The sequence below is a fragment of the Qipengyuania sp. JB2-7 genome (genome assembly GCF_055693485.1).
Map to the genome: position 1 here is coordinate 2,019,085 of NZ_CM146335.1, position 20,258 is coordinate 2,039,342.

At 56.5% G+C, this 20,258-nt stretch carries 19 protein-coding genes, 1 tRNA gene and 1 other RNA gene; 8 read left to right on the plus strand and 13 right to left on the minus strand.

Annotated elements, in window-relative coordinates; translation table 11 throughout:
* Positions 1-97 precede the first annotated feature (97 nt).
* Positions 98-847 (minus strand): TlyA family RNA methyltransferase, encoded by a 750-nt coding sequence (locus tag ACZ1GM_RS10105; RefSeq protein WP_472676346.1) that lies wholly within the window; start codon positions 845-847, stop codon positions 98-100.
* Between ACZ1GM_RS10105 and ACZ1GM_RS10110 the strand changes: the two genes are divergently transcribed.
* From ACZ1GM_RS10110 to ACZ1GM_RS10125, 4 genes are all read left to right on the plus strand, one after another.
* Entirely contained in the window at positions 847-1,452 is a 606-nt protein-coding gene (locus ACZ1GM_RS10110; RefSeq protein WP_472676347.1) for a hypothetical protein, read from the plus strand. The two genes, ACZ1GM_RS10105 and ACZ1GM_RS10110, sit on opposite strands and share 1 nt — an antisense overlap.
* 652 nt (positions 1,453-2,104) lie before the next feature.
* Positions 2,105-3,184 (plus strand): branched-chain amino acid aminotransferase, encoded by a 1,080-nt coding sequence (locus ACZ1GM_RS10115; RefSeq protein WP_472676348.1) that lies wholly within the window; start codon positions 2,105-2,107, stop codon positions 3,182-3,184.
* Positions 3,181-4,122: an oxygen-dependent tRNA uridine(34) hydroxylase TrhO gene (gene trhO, locus ACZ1GM_RS10120; protein ID WP_472676349.1), complete on the plus strand. Its 942-nt coding sequence runs from the start codon at positions 3,181-3,183 to the stop codon at positions 4,120-4,122. Before ACZ1GM_RS10115 ends, trhO begins: the two co-directional genes overlap by 4 nt.
* Entirely contained in the window at positions 4,119-4,796 is a 678-nt protein-coding gene (locus ACZ1GM_RS10125) for a glutathione S-transferase (protein WP_472676350.1), read from the plus strand. The genes trhO and ACZ1GM_RS10125 overlap by 4 nt, the downstream gene beginning before the upstream one ends.
* Here ACZ1GM_RS10125 and ACZ1GM_RS10130 read toward each other — a convergent pair.
* Entirely contained in the window at positions 4,772-5,674 is a 903-nt protein-coding gene (locus ACZ1GM_RS10130; protein ID WP_472676351.1) for a LysR family transcriptional regulator, read from the minus strand. The genes ACZ1GM_RS10125 and ACZ1GM_RS10130 overlap by 25 nt on opposite strands.
* Before the next feature lie 111 nt (positions 5,675-5,785).
* On the opposite strand from ACZ1GM_RS10130, the gene ACZ1GM_RS10135 reads away from it, so the two are divergent.
* Positions 5,786-6,487, plus strand: a complete 702-nt coding sequence (locus ACZ1GM_RS10135) for a pirin family protein (protein ID WP_472676352.1) — start codon at positions 5,786-5,788, stop codon at positions 6,485-6,487.
* 63 nt (positions 6,488-6,550) lie between these two features.
* Here the strand turns inward: ACZ1GM_RS10135 and ACZ1GM_RS10140 are convergent, their stop codons facing one another.
* Positions 6,551-8,623 (minus strand): NAD(+) synthase, encoded by a 2,073-nt coding sequence (locus tag ACZ1GM_RS10140; RefSeq protein WP_472678544.1) that lies wholly within the window; start codon positions 8,621-8,623, stop codon positions 6,551-6,553.
* Positions 8,624-8,918: 295 nt separating this feature from the next.
* Positions 8,919-9,920: a DNA topoisomerase IB gene (locus ACZ1GM_RS10145; RefSeq protein WP_472676353.1), complete on the minus strand. Its 1,002-nt coding sequence runs from the start codon at positions 9,918-9,920 to the stop codon at positions 8,919-8,921.
* A gap of 103 nt (positions 9,921-10,023) precedes the next feature.
* On the opposite strand from ACZ1GM_RS10145, the gene yghU reads away from it, so the two are divergent.
* Positions 10,024-10,875, plus strand: a complete 852-nt coding sequence (gene yghU, locus ACZ1GM_RS10150) for a glutathione-dependent disulfide-bond oxidoreductase (RefSeq protein WP_472676354.1) — start codon at positions 10,024-10,026, stop codon at positions 10,873-10,875.
* A gap of 114 nt (positions 10,876-10,989) precedes the next feature.
* Here the strand turns inward: yghU and argE are convergent, their stop codons facing one another.
* From argE to fliQ, 7 genes are all read right to left on the minus strand, one after another.
* Positions 10,990-12,153: an acetylornithine deacetylase gene (gene argE, locus ACZ1GM_RS10155; RefSeq protein WP_472676355.1), complete on the minus strand. Its 1,164-nt coding sequence runs from the start codon at positions 12,151-12,153 to the stop codon at positions 10,990-10,992.
* Between the two features lie 61 nt (positions 12,154-12,214).
* Positions 12,215-12,289 (minus strand) — tRNA-Gln (locus tag ACZ1GM_RS10160).
* 110 nt (positions 12,290-12,399) lie between these two features.
* The gene (locus ACZ1GM_RS10165; protein WP_472676356.1) at positions 12,400-13,521 is read right to left on the minus strand and encodes a tetratricopeptide repeat protein; all 1,122 of its coding nucleotides are present in this window, start codon (positions 13,519-13,521) and stop codon (positions 12,400-12,402) included.
* Between the two features lie 22 nt (positions 13,522-13,543).
* The gene (locus ACZ1GM_RS10170; RefSeq protein WP_472676357.1) at positions 13,544-15,595 is read right to left on the minus strand and encodes a flagellar biosynthesis protein FlhA; all 2,052 of its coding nucleotides are present in this window, start codon (positions 15,593-15,595) and stop codon (positions 13,544-13,546) included.
* A 6-nt stretch (positions 15,596-15,601) separates the two neighbouring features.
* Complete coding sequence (locus ACZ1GM_RS10175; RefSeq protein ID WP_472676358.1) at positions 15,602-16,717, minus strand: EscU/YscU/HrcU family type III secretion system export apparatus switch protein; 1,116 nt, start codon at positions 16,715-16,717, stop codon at positions 15,602-15,604.
* Positions 16,714-17,475: a flagellar biosynthetic protein FliR gene (locus tag ACZ1GM_RS10180; protein ID WP_472676359.1), complete on the minus strand. Its 762-nt coding sequence runs from the start codon at positions 17,473-17,475 to the stop codon at positions 16,714-16,716. Before ACZ1GM_RS10180 ends, ACZ1GM_RS10175 begins: the two co-directional genes overlap by 4 nt.
* Before the next feature lie 16 nt (positions 17,476-17,491).
* A complete protein-coding gene (fliQ, locus tag ACZ1GM_RS10185; RefSeq protein WP_472676360.1) occupies positions 17,492-17,761 on the minus strand; it encodes a flagellar biosynthesis protein FliQ in 270 nt (89 codons plus the stop codon).
* A gap of 328 nt (positions 17,762-18,089) precedes the next feature.
* Between fliQ and ACZ1GM_RS10190 the strand changes: the two genes are divergently transcribed.
* Entirely contained in the window at positions 18,090-18,416 is a 327-nt protein-coding gene (locus ACZ1GM_RS10190; RefSeq protein WP_472676361.1) for a thiol-disulfide oxidoreductase DCC family protein, read from the plus strand.
* A 79-nt stretch (positions 18,417-18,495) separates the two neighbouring features.
* Here ACZ1GM_RS10190 and ssrA read toward each other — a convergent pair.
* Both ssrA and mscL read right to left on the minus strand, forming a co-directional pair.
* Positions 18,496-18,838, minus strand: a transfer-messenger RNA (tmRNA) gene (ssrA, locus tag ACZ1GM_RS10195).
* Positions 18,839-18,987: 149 nt separating this feature from the next.
* Complete coding sequence (mscL, locus tag ACZ1GM_RS10200) at positions 18,988-19,413, minus strand: large conductance mechanosensitive channel protein MscL (RefSeq protein WP_472676362.1); 426 nt, start codon at positions 19,411-19,413, stop codon at positions 18,988-18,990.
* A gap of 137 nt (positions 19,414-19,550) precedes the next feature.
* Here mscL and ACZ1GM_RS10205 point away from each other — a divergent pair, with 137 nt between their 5' ends.
* Complete coding sequence (locus ACZ1GM_RS10205) at positions 19,551-20,153, plus strand: LemA family protein (RefSeq protein ID WP_472676363.1); 603 nt, start codon at positions 19,551-19,553, stop codon at positions 20,151-20,153.
* Positions 20,154-20,258 lie beyond the last annotated feature (105 nt).

Consider the following 20,258-nt stretch of genomic DNA (forward strand, 5'->3'; position numbering starts at 1 on the left):
CGACATTGGCGGACATTGAGTTCCCCTGAAGTGTTGTTGTGTGGCGGTTAGCGAGCGAGAACGGCCACCGTCAACATTGGTAGCGCTATGTTCGCCGTCATGATCGCTGCGCGGAGATAAGAAATTCCACATTGCCCTCTGGCCCGGTGATCGGGCTTTCGACGATACCGTCGACCGAGAAGTCTTTGCTCTCAATCCACACGCGAACTTCATTGCAGACGCGGCTGTGCAAAGTTGGGTCGCTGACGACGCCTTTCTTGCCGACTTCCTCGCGCGCCACCTCGAATTGCGGTTTGATTAGAGCAACCAGCTGGCATTGCTGCGCAGCCAGTTCAAGTGGGCGTTCCAGCACCTTCGCCAGGCCTATAAAGCTGGCATCGCACACCACCCAATTGCAGGGCCGCTTGATGTGATCGGGCGTTAGAATACGCGCGCTGGTTTGCTCAAGCACGGTCACACGCTCATCCTGACGCAGCTTCCAGGCAAGCTGGTTGGTGCCGCTATCGACCGCGACAACATGGGCGGCCCCGCCCTGCAATAACACGTCGGTAAAGCCTCCGGTCGAGCTGCCAATATCCATCGCGGTGACGCCAGCAGGATCGAGACGAAAATGCTCGATTGCGTGGGCCAGCTTTATCCCGCCCCGGCTGACCCATGGGTGATCGCGGCCACGCACCTCCAGCGGAGTATCCTCCGCCAATTGCTGCCCGGATTTCTCAAGCTTTTTCTCGCCTGAAAACACCAGTCCTGCCATCACCAGCGCCTGGGCACGCGTGCGGCTTTCGACCAGCCCACGGTCGACAAGCATCTGATCAAGGCGTTTTTTCGGCATTGCAGGAAAAGCCATTGGACGAATCAGAAGCAGCGGGCAATGGAGCGAGTATGAAATCAATCTACGGATACTTCGCTGGTGGCCTTGCTCTAACTTTCGCTTTGGCAGCATGTATTCCTGCGCCTGCGCCATCTGACACCCCAGCGCCTACTCCAACACCCGTCCAAACCGTAACTGAGGCACCGACGCCCACTCCGGCGCCAGTGCGACGCGCCTCACTACCAGCAAACTGGATCGATCAACCGCAAAGTGCAGGAGACTGGTCGTATGGCGCCGATCCTGATGTGACGATCGCGCATTTCTCTGAGAGCGGCACCGAGGTAACTGCGCCTTTCGTGATTGTGTGCGAGCTTTCTTCACAAGCGATAACTCTCGGCCGCCGGGGCAATCGCGAAGCCCAATCTATGATTATTGCTACAGAGACGGTTGAGCGCCGCGTCAATGTGCAGCACATGCCCCGGACAAGGGATTTGGTCGGTGTGACCCTATCCGCAAATGACCCGTTGCTCGATGCGATGGCGATGACGCGCGGGCGATTTGGGATCGCGGTCGATGGCGTGCCAAACCTCTATTTGCCTGCATGGGCGGAAGTGACGCGTGTGATCGAAGACTGTAGGTAAGGGGTTTTTGTTTAGCCTCAAGCGCCGGCGTTCGCGTTCGCTCACTTGGCTTCCCGGCCTAACGGTACCGACGGGCAGTCGCCCTTGCGGCTCGCTGGTCGCTCGCCGGACTTGCAGTGAATCGGTGCGTATCACCGCAAGGCCAAAGGCCGTCCGCAGCGGTGCGGACTTGTCCGCAAGCCGCGAGGATATCGCAGCACGGAGGTGCTGCGGCAAAACAACCAAGCCAGATCTCGCATTCTGACGCGGGAAAACTAAAATTCAAGCCTTGTTTTTGCGCCGCAATAGACTCACATTACGAATCAAGATCAGCGGCGAACGCGATCTTGAGCCCCGGTGAAACGCGGCTCTAGCTCAATAGCGCGAAAGGAGGTGATCCGATGTCTCATGGTTCAGTAGAGAGGTCGGCAAGTTTCCGCACGAGGCATTATCGGTAGCATTCTATTACCGATAAAGGCTTTGTGAGCGGCACTTCTGGCCGCTGACCATGTTTAGGGCGGTTCCTTACTTTGGTGAGGGCCGCCCTTCTCATTATTTGAAGGATACACTCATGACCTCCGTCATGAGCTTGCCTAGCCACCCGCGCCCTCCACCCTTCCAAACACAAATCTCCTTCTTGCCCTCACCAGCGCTCCCCACTAATTGCACCACCATGGAATTTACTCGCATACCTCACCCCGCGCCGGTCGACACGCAGACTCGCGAAAAGCTGATCGCTGACCCTGGCTTTGGCAAGGTCTTCACCGATCATATGGCCGTGATTGAGTACGATGAGGCGAAAGGTGGCTGGCACGCTGCATCACTCGGCCCGCGCGAACCAATTGCGCTGGATCCCGCTGCGAGCGTGCTGCATTATGCGCAGGAAATTTTCGAGGGGATGAAAGCCTACCGACAGGCAGATGGCGGGATGGCGCTGTTCCGCCCGGAAGAGAACGCACGGCGTTTCAACGCGAGCGCCCGGCGCATGGCGATGCCGGAATTGCCGGAGGAACTGTTTCTCGAAGCGATCAAGCTGGTGGTCGATGCGGACCAAGACTGGTTTCCGCCAGTCGAAGGCGGCTCTCTTTACATCCGGCCATTTATGGTCGCGACGGAGGCTTTTCTGGGTGTCCGCCCAGCCAAGCAGTACAAATTTATCGTCATCCTCAGCCCCGCTGGCAATTACTTCAAATCGGGCGTTCCAGCGGTCAGCATCTGGCAATCGGAATACACGCGCGCGGCCCCCGGCGGCACTGGCGCGGCCAAAACTGGCGGCAACTATGCGGCGAGCCTCGTTCCTACCGGAGAAGCGTTTGAGAGGGGCCACGACCAAGTGCTGTTCCTCGATGCGGTAGAAAAGAAATGGGTCGAGGAACTGGGCGGCATGAATCTGTTCTTTGTCATGCGCGATGGCCGCGTGGTAACCCCGCCACTTACCGGCACAATCCTGCCCGGCATCACCCGCGAAAGCCTGATGAAGTTGCTCAGCGAAGAGGGTCGCGATGTGCGCGAAGAACCTTATTCGATTGACCAATGGCGCGCCGATGCGGCAAGCGGCGATCTGGTCGAGGTAATGGCATGCGGCACCGCAGCGGTCGTCACTCCCGTCGGCAAGGTTGACAGCAAGGATGGCGAATTTGTGATCGGCAATGGCGGACCCGGCGAACTTACGAGCAAGATCCGCGAGCGTCTGGTCGGTATCCAACGCGGCAGCATCGAAGACACCCATGGCTGGGTGATGAGGCTGGGGTGACTACTCCCTCAATCACCGTCGCGGCGCTGTATCATTTCGTCCGTTTTGACGATCCGCCCGCGCTGAAAGATCCGCTGCTCGCCGCTTGCGAAGAGGCAGGAATAAAGGGCACGCTGCTGCTCGCGAAGGAAGGCATTAACGGCACCATTGCGGGCGGCGAGAACGCGATCATCGCGGTGCTTGAATATATCCGTCAGATACCTGGCTGCGCTGATCTGGAGGTCAAGTTCAGCAACGCCGATGAAATGCCGTTCAATCGGATGAAAGTGCGGCTCAAGCGCGAAATCGTCACCATGGGCGAACCCGATATCGACCCGCGCTACAGCGTCGGGCGCTATGTCGAGCCGCAAGACTGGAACGCGCTCATCAGCGATCCTGATACGGTCGTGATCGACACCCGCAATGATTATGAGGTTGCGGTCGGAACCTTCGAAGGGGCAGTTGATCCCAAAACCAAAAGCTTTCGCGATTTCCCTGCCTGGTTCCGCGAGCATCGCGAGGAATTGCTCGAAGGAAAGAAGAAAGTCGCGATGTTCTGCACCGGCGGCATTCGTTGCGAAAAGTCGACCAGCTTCCTACGCAAGGAAGGCATTGAGGATGTGTTCCATCTGAAAGGCGGCATACTCAAATACCTCGAAACCGTGCCCGAAGACAAAAGCACTTGGGAAGGCGAGTGCTTCGTATTTGATCAGCGAGTCTCGGTGAAGCACGGGCTGGAATTGGGCAGCTATGGACAATGCTTTGCCTGCCGTATGCCGTTGACTGAAGAGGAGATGGCGTCCGAAGATTACGCACCCGGGGTTTCCTGCCCGCACTGCATTGACGATCGCGATGATGCGCAGCGCGCTCGCTATGCCGAGCGGCAGAAACAACAGCAATTGGCCAAAGCGCGCGGTGAGGTTCATGTCGGTGCAGAACTGGATGAAAAGGACAGGTGACCCAGTATCCTCCCATCCTCTACAGCTTCCGCCGCTGCCCCTATGCGATGCGGGCGCGGATGGCGTTGTGGAGCGCGGGAATCACGACAATCCTGCGCGAGGTAAAGCTAGCAGATAAACCTGCTGCTTTGTTCGAGGCGTCACCCAAAGGCACTGTGCCGGTGCTGGTATCGTTTGATGGTCCTGTGCTGGAGGAGAGCATCGATGTCATGCGCTGGGCGTTGGCGCAAAATGATCCGGACGGCTGGCTGAAAGGTGACGACGCCGCGCTGATTGAGCGCAATGACGGGCCATTTAAACGCAGCCTCGACCGCTACAAATACCCTACGCGCTATCCTGATGAGACGAGCGGCGATGAAGAGACCTTCCGCCTTGACCATCGTGAGCAAGGCTTGGCCGTGTTGCGTGATTTAAATGTGCGACTGACCGATCAGGCCCAGCTTTGCGGCGGAGCCCCTACCCTTGCAGATATTGCTCTATTTCCGTTTATTCGACAATTCGCGAATACGGACCGAGGATGGTTCGACGGGCTGGACCTGCCCAATTTGCAGCGCTGGCTGGAAGGGCATCTTGGCTCCGACTTGTTCAAGTCTGTAATGACCAAATACGCGCCGTGGAAAGCGGGCGATGAGCCGATCACCTTTGGCCCTCAGCGCGCGCATTCACCCAACTGATCGCGAATTGCATCGATTAGCCAACTTGTGGCGGGGCCGGGATTGGTATCTCGTCGCCACAACGCGCTGAGCGTATAAAAGTCACCTGGTTTTTCCGGCAGATCAAGCTCGACAAGTTTGCCAGATTTCAGATCATCGGCGACCTGATGGCGCGGCATATTGCCCCAGCCAATCCCCTCTTTCAGCAGTGCATACTTCGCGCCGAGATCGCCAAGCCGCCAGGTCAGGGGGCTCAGCACCGAGAACGAACGCCCTTGTGTGAGATCAGAGCGGTCCGATAAAATCAGCTGCAATTGCTCGCGGCTTGCACCAGGTTGAACAGCGTCGACCGCGAGTGGGTGATCCGGTGCCGCAACAGGAATGAGTTCAATTTCGCCGACTGCCTGTCGCTCGAAAGCCGGGTTATCGCCAATGACCGGCCCGCCAATCGCCAGCTGCGCCCCTTCATCGAGCAGGCATGCCGCGACTGCACCCAGCCCCTCAATCCGAAGCTCCAAAGAAACTGTCGGAAACATAGCGCGAAATGCGCGCAAGACCTGAGCGGTGACATCGCCCGGCATCATAACGTCCACGACCAAGGACACCTGACTTTCCAGGCCTGCATGCAAGCTCTGGGTCTTCGCCAGCAATGTGTCGACGCGGTCAACCACACTTTGCGCCTCGGCCAATAATCCTTCGCCAGCTTTGGTCAGTACCGGTTTGCGTGAACCCTCGCGATCGAACAATGTAACCGCAAGCTGCGCCTCCAATTGCGCGACGCCATAGCTAATCGCGGAGATCGCCCGGCCCATGCGGCGAGCGGCGGCGCCAAAGCTCCCCTCCTCCACCACGGCGAGAAAGATGCGCAGTTGATCGAGAGTGGGATCGCCGAGCCTCATCCATATATGTTCTGATAATTTGAACATTTTAACAAGTTTTATCTCAGTTATCAGGACATCTTTTTGCGCCTACCTCACCATCAACACAGCAACCCCGATGGGAGACAAGCAATGATCGAACTTCGTCCATTTGATAGCCTCGGCAGCGCAAATCACGGCTGGCTTAATGCACATCACCACTTTTCTTTCGCCAGCTACCACGACCCATCTCGCGTGAACTGGGGTTCCCTGCGCGTCTGGAATGATGACACGATTGCGCCCGGAACCGGCTTCCCGACTCACCCGCATAACGACATGGAAATCATCACCTATGTTCGCAAAGGCGCGATTACGCACCGCGACAGCATGGGCAATGAAGGCCGTACTGAAGCTGGTGACGTACAAGTCATGAGCGCCGGCACCGGCGTACAACATTCGGAATATAATCTGGAAGATGAAGAAACCCAAATCTTCCAGATCTGGATCATACCAAGCGAACACGGTGGAGAACCAAATTGGGGGGCACGTCCGTTTCCCAAAAGTGATCGCGCTGGTGCTTTCGTACCGCTCGCCAGCGGTATCACGAACGACAGCGATGCGCTTTCCATTCGCACGGACGCACGCGTGCTCGGCGCGACAATCAAAGCTGGCGAAAGCGTAACGTATGACATCGCTGATGCATCACGGCACCTCTATCTGGTGCCTGCCACGGGCGCACTTCGGGTCGAGGACGTAGAGGCCCTCGCCCGCGATGGTGTCGCCATCACGGGGCAGGATAGCGTGACAATCACCGCCATTGAGGACAGTGAGGTTATTCTGGTCGACGCGGCCTAAACTTCGCTTGCCGCTGATCGTTCCTGACGTCGCGACCATGTAATCAGCGTGCCGGATGGCCGTTTAGCTGTCCGGCACGTTTGCGTTGAGGTCATCAAGCCACACATCAGCAACCGCATCGGACGGCGCGCGCCAGTCTCCGCGCGGTGATAGCGCACCCATAGAGCTGACTTTCGGACCGTTTGGCAACGCACTCCGCTTGAACTGACTGAAGCCAAAGAATCGACGCAAGAAGTTCTCCAGCCATGCCTTCAGCGTCGCCAGATCATACTCATTCTTGCGCGCATCGGAAAAGCCTGCTGGCCACAAGCCAGCGTCGGCATTGCGCCACGCATGATAGGCGAGAAACGCGATCTTGCTGGGCCGCTGTCCGTAGCGAATCGTGTGATGAAGGAAGAAGTCATTGAGCTCGTATGGTCCAATGCGGTCTTCGGTGCTTTGGATCGTGCCATCCTCGCCAGCTGGCACAAGCTCTGGTGAGATTTCAGTGTCGAGCACTGCCCCCAGCACCTCACCACACATATCGTGGAACTGCTTCGTCTCAATCGTCCATCTGATAAGATATTGAATAAGCGTTTTCGGAACGCCAGCATTGACGCCATAGTGGCTCATGTGGTCGCCGACGCCATAAGTGCACCAGCCAAGCGCAAGCTCCGACAAATCGCCAGTGCCAACAACGAAGCCGCTGTGATGCCCGGCAAGACGGAACAGATAATCTGTGCGCAATCCCGCCTGCACATTCTCAAACGTGACATCATATGCCGGCTCGCCATCAGCAAAGGGATGGTCCATATCTTTCAGCATCTGCTCAGCCGCTGGTTTGATGTCGATTTCCTCGGCGGTGATCTCCATCGCCTCCATCAATTTCCACGCGTTCGATTTGGTATGATCGGACGTCGCGAAACCGGGCATCGTATATCCACGAATGGTGCTGAGTGGCAGGCTCAGGCGGTCACATGCCTTCGCCGCAACGATCAATGCGTGCGTTGAATCGAGCCCGCCCGAAATACCAATCACCAAGCTCTTGGCATGGGTCGCCTCGATCCGGCGGATCAGTGCATCAACCTGGATGTTGAAAGCTTCGTAGCAATCTTCGTCTAGGGTCGATTGGCTGTTCGGAACGAATGGGAACCGGCGCACTGGCCGGATCAGCCCAATATCGCGGGGATCGTTCTTGTCGGCACCGGCATGATTGAATTCGATATGACGAAAGAAGTCTTCCGGTCGGTCATGCGCTTCAGCAGCATCTGCAAATGTCTGATTCCGGGTGCGTTCTGAGACAATCCGTTGTGTGTCGATGTCGACAACACATAGCTCGGGCTCGCGATCAAAGCGTTCGCTTTCAGCTAGTAATTCACCCATCTCATAGATCACACCCTGCCCATCCCAGGCCAAGTCTGTGGTGCTCTCGCCGTGACCGCTTGCCGAATAGACATACGCACAAATCGAACGCGCGCTGCTGGATCGGCAATGCAGATGCCGATCATCTGCGCGGCCAATCGTAATTGGCGATGCTGAAAGGTTGCAGAGGATGTGCGCCCCTGCCAGCGCAGCGAGCGTCCCCGGTGGATTGGGTGCCCAAAAATCCTCGCAAATTTCCACGCCGATGGTGAAGTCGGGGAGGTTGGCCGCCGAAAATACCAAATCCGTTCCAAACGGTGCTTCTGTGCCGTTCACCAAAATCGACAGCCCCTGACAGTTGCGGTAGTGGGCAAAATAGCGCTTCTCATAGAATTCGCGGTAGTTCGGCAGATAGCTTTTAGGGATGACGCCCAGCAGCTCGCCACTCGCAATGACGAGCGCGCAATTGTAGATTTTGTCACCGCGCTTAATGGGCGCTCCTATAACCAGAACCGGGGTAATGTCCGCGCTCGCCATCACCACTCGCGCCACCGCATCCTCAACACGATCAAGCAGAGCCTGCTGCAACAGAAGATCATCGATGGCGTAGGCGGACAGCGTCAGCTCTGGATAAACGACCAAATCGGCGTTCAGATCATGTGCCTTGCGCGCCTCCGCGATCACGCTGTCCGTGTTGAACGCAACGTCGGCTGGCCGCACGCACGGAGTGGCAGTGGCGACCCTCACAAAACCGTGCGTGTGCAAATCATAGAATGGGTGAATTGCTTTGGTCATTCGATTTGCCCTTTGTGGGGATGCCAGAGATGGGTTGGAGGTGGGTTCAGAGGGTGCCGGTTCGAGCCAGTCAGCCGGCTCGCAAACGCCCAATTCCGCAAGTCGTTTCTGCACTGGCGCGCGGGCGATTTTGCCCTTCGCCTCCCAGCCATAAACTGTGCGGCTTGGCCAAGAATTAGGCGCGCCATAACGCTCGCCGAATTCCTCAGCAGAAAGCGGCGGATCATGGCTATCCCGCCATTGCCGGATCTTGTTGCCTGCACGATGCATGAGTCCTCAGTATCCCCAAAGGATACTATGCGGCAAGCAATTTCTCAGCCGTCGGCGCCTCTTCAAGCAGGTCGATCAGCAGACGTTCCTCACGGCTGAGCCACTGCGTCGCGCGTGGCATAGATAAAATGTCCTGACACAGTGGTTCGTCGTCCAACAGCGCCAGCACTGCGGGGTGAATATAGCTCTTGCGCGTAACCGCAGGCGTATTGCCCAGCTTTTCCGCAACGCATTCCAGCATATCGCTCATGTGCAATTGACCTTCAGCTTCCACAATGCACTGCAAGCCTTCGACACTCGCATGCCATGTGCGGAAATTCTTTGCGGTAAATCGCTCCCCCATTGTCTCAGCGATGTAGTCATTCACATCGCCAGAGCCGACCGGATGCCGCGCGTCATCTTCATCGATGAACTGAAAAAGGTTTTGCCCTGGCAAATCCTGCATACGACGAACAGCTCGTGCCAGGCTCGCATCCGTAACCGACACTTTTCGATCCTGTCCGCCTTTCGCTCTATAGCTGAGCCGCAAGGTTTTACCGGTTAGCTTGAGATGGTCCTGTCGCAGTGTTGTTGCGCCAAAGCTCTTATTGCTTTTCGTATACGCCTCGTGACCAACGCGAATGGCACCGAGATCCAAAAGACGCACAACGCTCGCTATGGTGCGCTCGCGCGTTAAGGCGCGCTGCGACAGATCATCTGCCACGCGCTTGCGAACCAGCGGCAGCAATCGCCCGAAGGCGATGCAATTGTCGAACTTGCTGGCCTCTTGCTGGATACGAAACTGAGGGTGATAACGATATTGTTTGCGACCGCGCGCATCTTTGCCGGTCGCAAGAATGTGGCCATTGGGTGCTGGGCAAAACCAGGCGTCACCATATGCCGGCGGCAGGGCTATGGCGTTCAACCTCTCCCGCTCTTTTTGATCGGTGATCAGGTTACCTTTTGGGTCATAATAAGCCCAACCCTTTCCTGCACCCTTACGAGTGATACCGGGTAAACTGTCATCGACATAGATAAGCTCAGCCATAGTCTACTAAATACTCGCGGGCGCGTAACTAAGTTCCGAAAACTTGCGAACTCAGAGCACAGACCCTAGCGCCGAGCTAAACACATTTTCAGGAGCACAAGAGATGGCAGATCCCACTTACACCCCGCCCGAAGTTTGGACTCACGACGCCGAAAATGGCGGAAAATTTGCCAGCATCAACCGCCCGACGGCGGGCGCGCGTGAGGAGAAGGATCTGCCGATTGGAGAGCATGACTTCCAGCTCTATTCGCTTGCGACACCCAATGGTGTGAAAGCGACAATCATGCTGGAAGAGCTGCTTGAAGCGGGCCATTCGGGCGCTGAATATGACGCCTGGACCATCAATATTGGCGATGGCGCGCAATTCACCTCTGGCTTTGTCGATCTCAATCCCAATTCGAAAATTCCTGCATTGCTTGACCGTAGTGGCGACCAGCCGATCCGCATTTTTGAAAGCGGCGCAATCCTGATGCATCTGGCGGAAAAGTTTGGCGCGTTCCTGCCGACTAATCATACCCGTGCAGAAGTGCTGAGCTGGCTGTTCTGGCAGGTAGGCAGCGCGCCGTTTATTGGCGGCGGCTTCGGGCATTTTTACGCCTATGCGCCCGAAAAATACGAATACCCTATCAACCGCTATGCCATGGAGGCAAAACGCCTCTTCGACGTCGCGGATCAGCGGCTTGCGCAAAGCGAATTTCTAGGCGGCGCTGACTATACCATCGCCGACATCGCGACCCTCCCTTGGTTTGCACCGTTCGTTACTGGCAACATTTATGGCGAGGCCCGCAAGTTCCTATCCATCCACGAATACACGCATGTAGAGCGCTGGGCGAACCAATTGCTGGAACGACCAGCGGTGAAGCGTGGCCGGATCGTCAACAAGGCGTGGGGCGAGGAAGACGAACAGTTGCTTGAGCGTCATTCCGCCGCTGATTTTGACGGGAAGAAGCTGTAAATCTGTTTGGCGGAGCCACCAGCACCCTCCACCCTTCCACCCGGAGCCTACCGGATTATTTTTCGGGCGGAAGGGTGGAGGGTGCGGGTGGCTGGGTACATAGCTCTGCTATTTTCAAGCCAATTCTTCGGCAAGACGGGCCATAAATTTTGCGCCTGCCTCAAACTGATCCAGCGCAATCCACTCATCGGGTTGGTGCGCCTGCTCGATTGAGCCCGGGCCGCAGATCAGAGTCGGGAAGCCGGCCTGTTGAAACTGCCCCCCTTCGGTCGCGTAGGATACGTTTGACGGCGGCAAATTCTCGCCGGTCAGCCTTCGCACGAATGCCACCGCATCCTCGCTCCCGCCAGATGTCATAGGGGGCGCATCGGCTAGCCGAGCGATCGCAATCCCAGACTCCGGGAAACGTGCCTGCATGCTTGCAGCGAGTTCCTCGGCTCTCTGCATAAACGGCGCAAGTATCTTGCTCGCCGAATGGCCCGGCGGGCACCGCAGATCGAATTCGAACCGCGCTTTGCCAGCGAGAATATTGGCAGCCTCTCCGCCTTCCATCACGCCAACTGTGAGTGTTGGGTATGGCGGATCAAACCCGTTTTCCGGATCAGCATTGGCGCGCAGATCGTCTGCGATTGTCATCAGGCAATGCATCAGCTCAATCGCCATAGCATTGGCCGAAATTCCGTGATCGACCAGCGAGCTATGCGCCTCAACCCCGCGGACCTGAACCTCATGAACGGTGATGCCCTTATGCCCTGTCACAATCCGCATGGATGTGGGTTCGCCCACAATTGCGAGGCGCGGTGCAGGCACGGTCTGCGCCATCCGATCAATCATGGCTGGCGCACCCTTGCAGCCCACCTCTTCATCATAACTGATTGCAAGATGGACAGGCTTTGAACCATGCACAAATTGCGGAACCCAAGCGAGCGCGAGCGCTATAAACCCCTTCATGTCAGATGTGCCGCGCCCGTAAAGTTTGCCAGCATCCTCATGAACCACCCACGGATCGGTGGTCCAATCCTGACCGTCCACGGGAACTACATCGCTGTGCCCCGACAGGATCACTCCGCCAGCCACCATCGGGCCGCAAGTAGCAAAGAGATTGGCCTTGTCGCCGTTCTCATTGGGCACGCGCTGGGCAGCCACGCCATGCTCCGCCAGATACGCTTCGACCCAATCGATGAGCGCAAGATTGCTGTTGCGTGATGTCGTATCGAACGCGATCAGGCGATCAAGAATAGCGCGTGCATCTTCCAGCGAAGGGGCAAAATCGGTCATTTCGCATGCCTAGCGGGAGCATCCGCTGCTTGTCATTGCATTTTCGTAAGAAGTGATAGCTTGGCTGGGGTGGCAGGGATCGAACCTGCGAATGCCGATACCAAAAACCGGTGCCTTACCACTTGGCCACACCCCAGCAGCTACGCTTCATTCACAACTATGTCCGATAGAATCAATCGGGCCTGTGATTGAAGAAGGCCTCCGTTATTCACCGTGCCTGAAAAACACAAGGGAAAAACTGAGGTTTTAGGTAGTACCCAAGGCCTTGATAAGTTCATCCATCAGTGTCGCACCATTGGGCAGGATCGGTTGCTGAGAGGCGATGCGGAAAATCTGCTCTGCCTTTTCCTGATTGCCCTGCGATTGTTCCCACAACATCGCGGCCAGCGCGGTGGAAAATGCGTCGCGGTCGAGCCGCTTGGCCACCTCAATGCGTCGTTCAGCCGATTCTGTATCCCCTTGCAGCAATTCAATCACAGCGAGCGAGCCGTGCGCTTCACCAAAATTGTCATCATGCGTCAGAGCGGTTTCAAACCGCTCGCGCGCTTTATCCAAATCACCGCCAATGAAATGCGCCCAACCAGCCGCAATCCACGTGCCCAGATGATCGCCGAATTGCTCTGCGCCCTTATCGAGCCGAAGCGCGGCATTGGTGGCATTCCCTTCAGCCAGGTCCACAAGCCCCAGCCCGATCTCCGCTCGTGGATTATGCGCCCGGGTCGCCAGCGCCTTTTCATATTGCGCGCGGGCCACGTCCAGCTTGCGGTCACCCAAATCGAGCGTCGCCAGCGTGGTCAATGCATCTGGATGATCACCGCCCTTTTCCGCCGCTACGCGTGCCAGCTCAGGCCGGTCGACATCCATAGCGAGCACCGATGCTGCCGCTTGTAGAGGCCCGTAATCGGGATATCTTTCGAGATACGTTTCCATCTTCTCAGCCGCCTCATCAAACTGCCCCAATTCATGGCCAATTTGCAGATCGAGCATCGCTGCCTGCGGCAGTTCGGCAAGCACGTCGTCATCCAGCATTTCTGCAGCGCCCTCAAAATCCTTGTCCAGCGCCTTGCTCCAGGCGATATTGAACTTCAGTCCCGCATCGCCAAGGTTGTCATCCAACGCTCGCGAAAACCACTTTTGCGCAGACAGTTGGTCGCCGCTGCGCATGGCGGCAATCCCGGCAATATTGGCAGCGCCAGCCGCCAGCGGTTCAACCGCATCTATCTGCTTGAAAAACGCCGCCGCTTTGTCCGGCTTGTCAGCATCAAGCGCGGCCTGCGCACAATCATTCAGCAGCGCGAGGTTTTCGGGATCCGCCTCAAGGAAAGAACTGAGTTGGTCCAGCCGATCTTGCGCGTCTTGGGTTGCCATTATCATCTCTCCTTACGCCCCCTTATGCGACCGGCTCTGGTGCTTCTTGGTCCTGCAGCTTCACGACATCAAAACTGCTCAACGCAATCCGCATAGGAACCTCATCCACCGAGATCACCGAAAGTTGCGGGATAGTTCGCTGGGCCAGCCTCACCATACCGCGTCTGATCGGCCCTGCACACAGCAAAACGGGGTTCCGCCCTTGCCGGATCATTCTGTCGACGAGCGGCGCGAGCGCTTTCAGTAATTGCTCGGCAAGTCGGGGATCTGCGGCGATCAGGTTCTCCGAAATTCCCTCGCCCAATTGCGAAACGATGCGGTTTTCAATGCGCGGATCGAGGCTTAGCACGGCGAGATCAGAGTGGTGCCCACGCAGCGCGGAGCAGATCGTCACTGAGAGGCTCTGCCGGATCTTCTCGCTCAGCATAACCGGGTCCTTATCCTGTCGCCCAATATCGACCAACGTCTCAAGGATGATATCGATATTGGCGATCGACACCTTTTCTTGCAGCAGGTTTTGCAGAACCCGCTGCACATCCGATGCGGTCATGACATTTGGCACTAATTCTTCGATCAGGCCGGGCTGGCGTGCCCGCACTTGATCAAGCAGCTCCACCGTTGCGGCTCGTGTGAGCAATGCCGGGATCTCCGTCTTGATCACTTCGTTGAGATGCGTGGTCATCACGGTCTCGGGATCGACAACGCTATAGCCGGCTTCCCGCGCATCATCAGCTCGTGATGGTTCGATCCATACACCTTCCAAGCCAAATGCAGGGTCCCGGTCGGGAATGCCCTCCAACGCCCCAGAATGCTCGCCCTGTTTCAAGGCCAGCACCCGGTCGGGGTGGATTTGTCCATTGCCATAGGCATCTTTGTGAATGGATATCTGATAATCATGACCTCCCAGATCAGCATCTTCGGAGATGCTTACTTTGGGGTGTGACAGGCCAAAATTACGCTCGATTGTCTTGCGCTGTGTCGCGATGCGATCAAGCAACAGGGGTTGACGATCCTTCCATGCTTCCATCAACTCAGCGCCCAGCTTGAGCTCGATTGCCTGACCCTCAGCCACGGTACTCGTATCGCCAGCCTCGTCTTCTATCGCTTGTTCCAAAGCCTCCGCCTTCTTTGCATTGCGGATGCGTATCCACGCGACCAAAGCAACCACGCCGACAATAGCAATCGGCCATTTGGGCATGCCGGGCAGCAACATCATCACCAGCAGGATTCCTGCGACGATCAAGGGAATGCGCGGAACGCTTGAGAGCTGGTTGAAAATCTCAGTGCTCAGCTGCCGGTCAGCCGAAGAGCGCGTTACGATAATACCCGTTGCGACAGCGATAATCAGCGCGGGGAGCTGCGTCGCAATACCATCACCAATCGTCAGCAGGGTGAAGCGCTGCAGAGCCTCGCCCCAGCTCATGCCCATTTGCGCAACACCGACAATCAATCCGGCGATAATATCGATCAATATGATGATGATCCCGGCGATCGCATCACCCTTCACAAACTTCGATGCGCCGTCCATCGACCCGTAAAAGGCCGCCTCTTTCTCCAGATCTTCGCGGCGAGCCTGCGCCTCGTCTTGATCGATAAGGCCAAGGTTCAAATCGGCATCAATGCTCATCTGCTGACCTGGCATGGAATCGAGTGTGAACCTAGCAGCAACCTCTGAAACACGCTGTGCACCGCTGGTCACCACAACATATTGCACGACCACCAAAATCGCGAAGACGACAAGCCCGATAACGAAATTGCCCTGTACTGCGTAGGATCCGATGGAATCGATGACCTCGCCAGCATCGGCGCCGGTCAGGATAAGCCGCGTCGCCGCGACATTGAGCGATAATCGGAACAATGTCGCGACCAGCAAGATCGAGGGAAAGGTCGAGAACTCGACCGGTTTCGCGACGTAAAACGTCAGAAGCAGGATGGTGAAAGCGAAGCCGAAGTTCAGAATGATCGCGAAGTCCAGCATCGCCGGCGGGATTGGCGAGAACAGGATTGCCAGGATGAGGATCGTGCCGAAAACCAGCACCAGATCCTTATTCCCATCAAACATCTTACCGAGCATCTGCGATTATCCTTCGGTGGTGGCCTGCTGCGAGGCAGCAGGAGCTTTCGCCCGCTGAGCAGCGGGTGGATTGGCAAGGCGGCGATAAAGATGCGCGACCTCGTGATAATGTTGCGGCCCGATGGCCTGCCCCTTGGCGCAATCAGCAAACAATGCGCGGGCAAGCGGTGGGCTGGAAATGACCGGTACCGCGTGGAGCCGCGCCTTGCGCTTCATCAGCTGGGCGAAGTGATTTCGCCCCTTGGCGCGAACTTCTGGCGCAGACATGGTCTCCGCATCATACCTCAGCGCAACCGCATAGTGTTCCGGGTTGACCACCATCAAATCTGATCCGGGAACGGCGCCTAGCCCTTCGCTTTGCTCGCGCATCTGCTGATGGATTTCCTTTCGCTTCTGCTTGAAGCGTGGCTCACCTTCGCGGTCCTTTGTCTCGCGCGTTACTTCGCGGCGGCTCATTCGCATCTGCTTGTGAAATTCGCGGCGAACGATGATCTGGTCGATCACCATAAAAACGAACGCCAGAGCGATGAATACAAACAACAGACGTGATGCGCTTTCCTCCATCGCGCGAACCAGCCAACTGGCGTCCACCAGCCGTGTGCCCCATGTCTCCAGAGCGCCAACTCCGATGAACCAGGCGGCAGTACAATAGGCGAAGAATTTCACGATATTTTTCAGTGTCTCTTTCAGCATCCGCATGCTGAACAACTTCTTTAAACCCTTCGCAGGATTGAGTTTCTTGAAGTCAGGCTTGAGTGGTTGCGTGGTGAAGATGAACCCGCGCAATTGGATCAATTCTAGCGTGACAAGCACGATGATGATGACCGCACCAAGAATAATGAGTGGCTGAAATGCGCCCCAATAGGTCGCAGCGACCACACCGAGCGCCTCAACCGGATCGCCCTTCCCCGTTATCCCTGCGGCAAAGCTATACTGCATCATATCGGCCAATCGACCGAAGAACATCTTACCTGCAAACATTGCCACGGCGGCCAGCGCGATCAGGCTGCCCACAAAGCCGAGATCCATACCGCGCGCGACTTGCCCCTTTTCCCGCGCTTTCCTGAGCTTGAAGGGGGTTGGCTCCTCACTCTTATTCTGTTCCTGGCCCTCTTCGCTCATGGTATCACCCAGAACTTGCCTGGCTCTGTCACCGCCATCCGCATCAGGCGCAGGAACAGCGCCCCTGCAAAACCCATCGCAATAGGCAGCGTCACGACCATCACCATGGCCTTTGCCTGAAAGCCGAGGAGCAGCACGTTCATTTGCGGCAAGGTGCGGCTTAGAAATGCGATCACAATGTCAGTGAGGAAGATCGCCAGCATAGCGGCGCCGATCAGGCCAACGGCGAGGAAAAACACGCCAGCCAGGTAAGTACCGACCGCCGCCATATCCGGCTGAATAATCCCGTATCCGACTGGCAGTGTCTCTACAGAGGCAAGCCACAATGCGAGCAGATCATATTGCGCACCCGTCGCGAAGAAAATCATCGCTGCGGTGTAGGCCAGAATAGTTCCGGCCAACGGGATTTGCGCGTTCGTTGTCGGGTCAGCCAGCATGGCCAGACCAAAACCCGCCTGAATGTCGAGCGAGCGCCCTGCCCACAAAATCGCCGCGAATGCGAGTTGCAGGCCAAGCGCAATTGCGATGCCGAGAACCAGCTCACCCATTACCAGACCGGGTAAGCTTACCTCTGCAACACGAGCACTGGTCAATTCAGGGCGCGCTGCGACCAGCCAGAACGACAAACCAATCGCCAACAATACTCGCACTGTGACGGGCACCCGGAGAAACGTGAACGGGTGTGCAAACGCGAGCGCAGGAGCGATCCGCAAGGCCACCAACAGGCTGGCGATCCAGATGTTGACGATTTCGCTCACACGCCCCGCCCTGCCGCTATTGCGCTAGCGACGGGATTGTCAGGTAGAGATCACGAGCAAAGCTTGTGAGCTTGGCCACCATCCAAGGCCCCAGAATGACAAGCATCAATCCGGCTGTGACGATTTTTGGGACGTAAGAAAGTGTGATTTCCTGAATCTGGGTGGCGACCTGAAATATCGACACCGTCAGCCCAACCAGCAGCGTTGCGAGCATGACCGGTCCACCAATTACGGCGGCTGACCACAGCATGTCATTCATGAAATCGAGCGCACGATCCGGTGTCATTCGCCACCCCTCCAAGACGGCCCCCTGCCGACAGATGTCAGGTTATGCTGACACCTGGTCGTCCTTTTCAAGGAAAGTTAAGACTACCATGTGGGTATCCCTGTGGATAATGTGTTGATGTTGAATGGGCATGAACAATACTTCTTTCCGTACGATTGTATTGCAGCGACGAGATTCGATCGAACCAAGTATTTTTTGCCACTTTGTCGATCCGCCGACAGTATTTGGGCGATTCGGCATCGAAAGGGCCGTGGGCGGAACTGCCCGGGACAGTTTTCGATCGCTTCAGCTTGCTTGCGTTCACGGTTGATCACCCCATTTGGAGCATGTGAGTAAGCAAGTAACAGTCTGGTTCGATGGTGCATGTCCGCTATGTCAGAAGGAGATCGCAGTCATGCGTCGGCTGGACAGCCGAAACGCAATTGAGTTTGTCGATGTGTCCGGCGGTGCTCCGTCGGCATGCCCGATTAATCAGATAGATTTGTTGGCCCGCTTTCACGCTAGTGAAGGTGGGAAAATCCTGTCGGGAGCTGCTGCGTTCGCGGCGATGTGGCGAGCGATCCCAATGCTGCGCCCATTGGGCCTGGCGGCGCGCAATGCAACGTTTCTGTCAGTGCTGGAGCGGCTTTATGTGATTTTCCTGCGCTATCGGTAGAAATTACAGCGGATGTTGGCGCGGCGATAATAATTGGAAGAAGGTGAGGGTTTCTGTTGCTAGCTACCCTCGGAGCCCCGGAATCCGCTTCTGTTGCCCGGTGGGTCCAACCGCGCATAGGCTTTGTAAATTCAGGCCGTTAGGCCGTCACATTACGCAGCGATTGCGAGTGCTTCGTTATCGTTTGCACTTATAAAGGTGAGCCTTAAACAGCTTACTCAGGCCGGGCAAAAACACTGTCTTTCAATACACGTCGATCCTAGTTCGGCCCCTTCAAAACGTGCGCGAAAACCGCATATTATGGTGGAGCCGCCGGGTACTGCCCCCGGGTCCGTTGTATCTATTACACAGCGCAATTTATCGCCATATCCCGCAAAAACGGGCAGAGCCTATATAGACCCTGCCCGCTTAATGTGAAGTGTATGTAGTTTTGTCTTAGACCCCAACCACCCGCGCCCTCCACCGTTTCAGCCGGATAATGTCCCGGTAGACTCCGGGTGGAAGGGTGGAGGGCGCGGGTGGCTGGGCAAGCTCGGAACGAAGGTCCCGAGCACACCAGCAAAACAAACCTTTACTTTTTCAACGCATCCCGGATTTCGGTTAGCAGATCGATCTCGCTCGGGCCTGCCTCTTCCTCTTCCTTTGGTTCTTCCAGCCGTTCTTTCACCTTGTTCGCGTAACGAACCAACATAAAAATTATGAAAGCGAGGATCAGGAAATTGATAATTGATGTTACGAAAGAACCCCACGCCAGCACGTTGGCCCCGGCTTCGCGCGCCGCTTCGAGCGACATGCCTGGCTCAACCAGTTCCGCGCCTGACAGCACAGTGTATTTCGCGCTAAAATCAACGTCGCCGAAAATCATGCCGACGATTGGCATAATCATATCATCCGTTAAAGAAGCAACGATCACCGCAAACGCGCCCGCGATGATAACCGCAACGGCCAGTTCCATCACATTGCCCTTGGCAATAAAATCCTTGAATTCACTCAGCATTCTCAACTCCCACAACCCACTTGAACTCGGCGGTGTATTGCCACGCCCGCCTTGCGGTAACAACCCCTCGTTAACCTTGAAACGGGGAGTAGGCGTGCTATCTAAGTAAGACAGTTATTTGAAGGGGAAGGACCATCATGAAACCTTTTGTTGCATTTCGCACATCCATTTTAGCCGCCGCCGCGCTCGGTCTTTCCGCTTGCGGGATCAATTCTGTTCCAGCCGCTGAAGAGAACGCTAAAGCGAAATGGGCCGATGTTGAGGCGCAGTTTCAACGGCGTGCAAACCTCATCCCTAACCTGGTTGAGGTTGCGCAGGGTGCTGCTGATAATGAGCGTGCGATCCTGACCGAGGTTACCGAGGCGCGCGCCCGTGCGACCGCGATCAATGTGGACGCCTCTGATCTGGGTGATGCGGACAAAATGGCAGAGTTTGCTGCGGCACAAGGTCAGCTGGGCCAAGGGCTTGGGCGTCTGCTTGCTAGTTTTGAGGCCTATCCGCAGATCCAATCGAACCAAAACTATCTTGCGCTGCAAAGCCAGTTGGAAGGCACAGAGAACCGCATCGCCGTGGCATTGCGGGACTACAACGAGTCCGTGCGCCAATATAATACGACAATCCGGACCTTTCCCGACACGATCGGCGCAAATATCATTCACGGTGCTGAACCGCTTGCACCGTATGAAGCCGCAACCGAAGGCGCAGAGGTTGCTCCTGAAATCGATCTATCGTCTGAATAAGAGTGGCCCAACGTCTCCTTGGCTTACTGTGCTTGGCGGCGACGCTCATCGCGTCGCCTGCTTTTATTGGGCCTGCCTACGCGCAGGCATTCCCCGAACTGACCG

Bases quoted from the DNA above. Each gene is read 5' to 3' on its own strand.
- ACZ1GM_RS10105 (WP_472676346.1), bottom strand. From the start codon at position 847: ATGGCTTTTCCTGCAATGCCGAAAAAACGCCTTGATCAGATGCTTGTC.
- ACZ1GM_RS10115 (WP_472676348.1), top strand. From the start codon at position 2,105: ATGGAATTTACTCGCATACCTCACCCCGCGCCGGTCGACACGCAGACT.
- ACZ1GM_RS10130 (WP_472676351.1), bottom strand. From the start codon at position 5,674: ATGAGGCTCGGCGATCCCACTCTCGATCAACTGCGCATCTTTCTCGCC.
- ACZ1GM_RS10135 (WP_472676352.1), top strand. From the start codon at position 5,786: ATGATCGAACTTCGTCCATTTGATAGCCTCGGCAGCGCAAATCACGGC.
- ACZ1GM_RS10140 (WP_472678544.1), bottom strand. From the start codon at position 8,623: ATGACCAAAGCAATTCACCCATTCTATGATTTGCACACGCACGGTTTT.
- ACZ1GM_RS10145 (WP_472676353.1), bottom strand. From the start codon at position 9,920: ATGGCTGAGCTTATCTATGTCGATGACAGTTTACCCGGTATCACTCGT.
- yghU (WP_472676354.1), top strand. From the start codon at position 10,024: ATGGCAGATCCCACTTACACCCCGCCCGAAGTTTGGACTCACGACGCC.
- argE (WP_472676355.1), bottom strand. From the start codon at position 12,153: ATGACCGATTTTGCCCCTTCGCTGGAAGATGCACGCGCTATTCTTGAT.
- ACZ1GM_RS10165 (WP_472676356.1), bottom strand. From the start codon at position 13,521: ATGGCAACCCAAGACGCGCAAGATCGGCTGGACCAACTCAGTTCTTTC.
- ACZ1GM_RS10170 (WP_472676357.1), bottom strand. From the start codon at position 15,595: ATGCTCGGTAAGATGTTTGATGGGAATAAGGATCTGGTGCTGGTTTTC.
- ACZ1GM_RS10175 (WP_472676358.1), bottom strand. From the start codon at position 16,717: ATGAGCGAAGAGGGCCAGGAACAGAATAAGAGTGAGGAGCCAACCCCC.
- fliQ (WP_472676360.1), bottom strand. From the start codon at position 17,761: ATGACACCGGATCGTGCGCTCGATTTCATGAATGACATGCTGTGGTCA.
- mscL (WP_472676362.1), bottom strand. From the start codon at position 19,413: ATGCTGAGTGAATTCAAGGATTTTATTGCCAAGGGCAATGTGATGGAA.
- ACZ1GM_RS10205 (WP_472676363.1), top strand. From the start codon at position 19,551: ATGAAACCTTTTGTTGCATTTCGCACATCCATTTTAGCCGCCGCCGCG.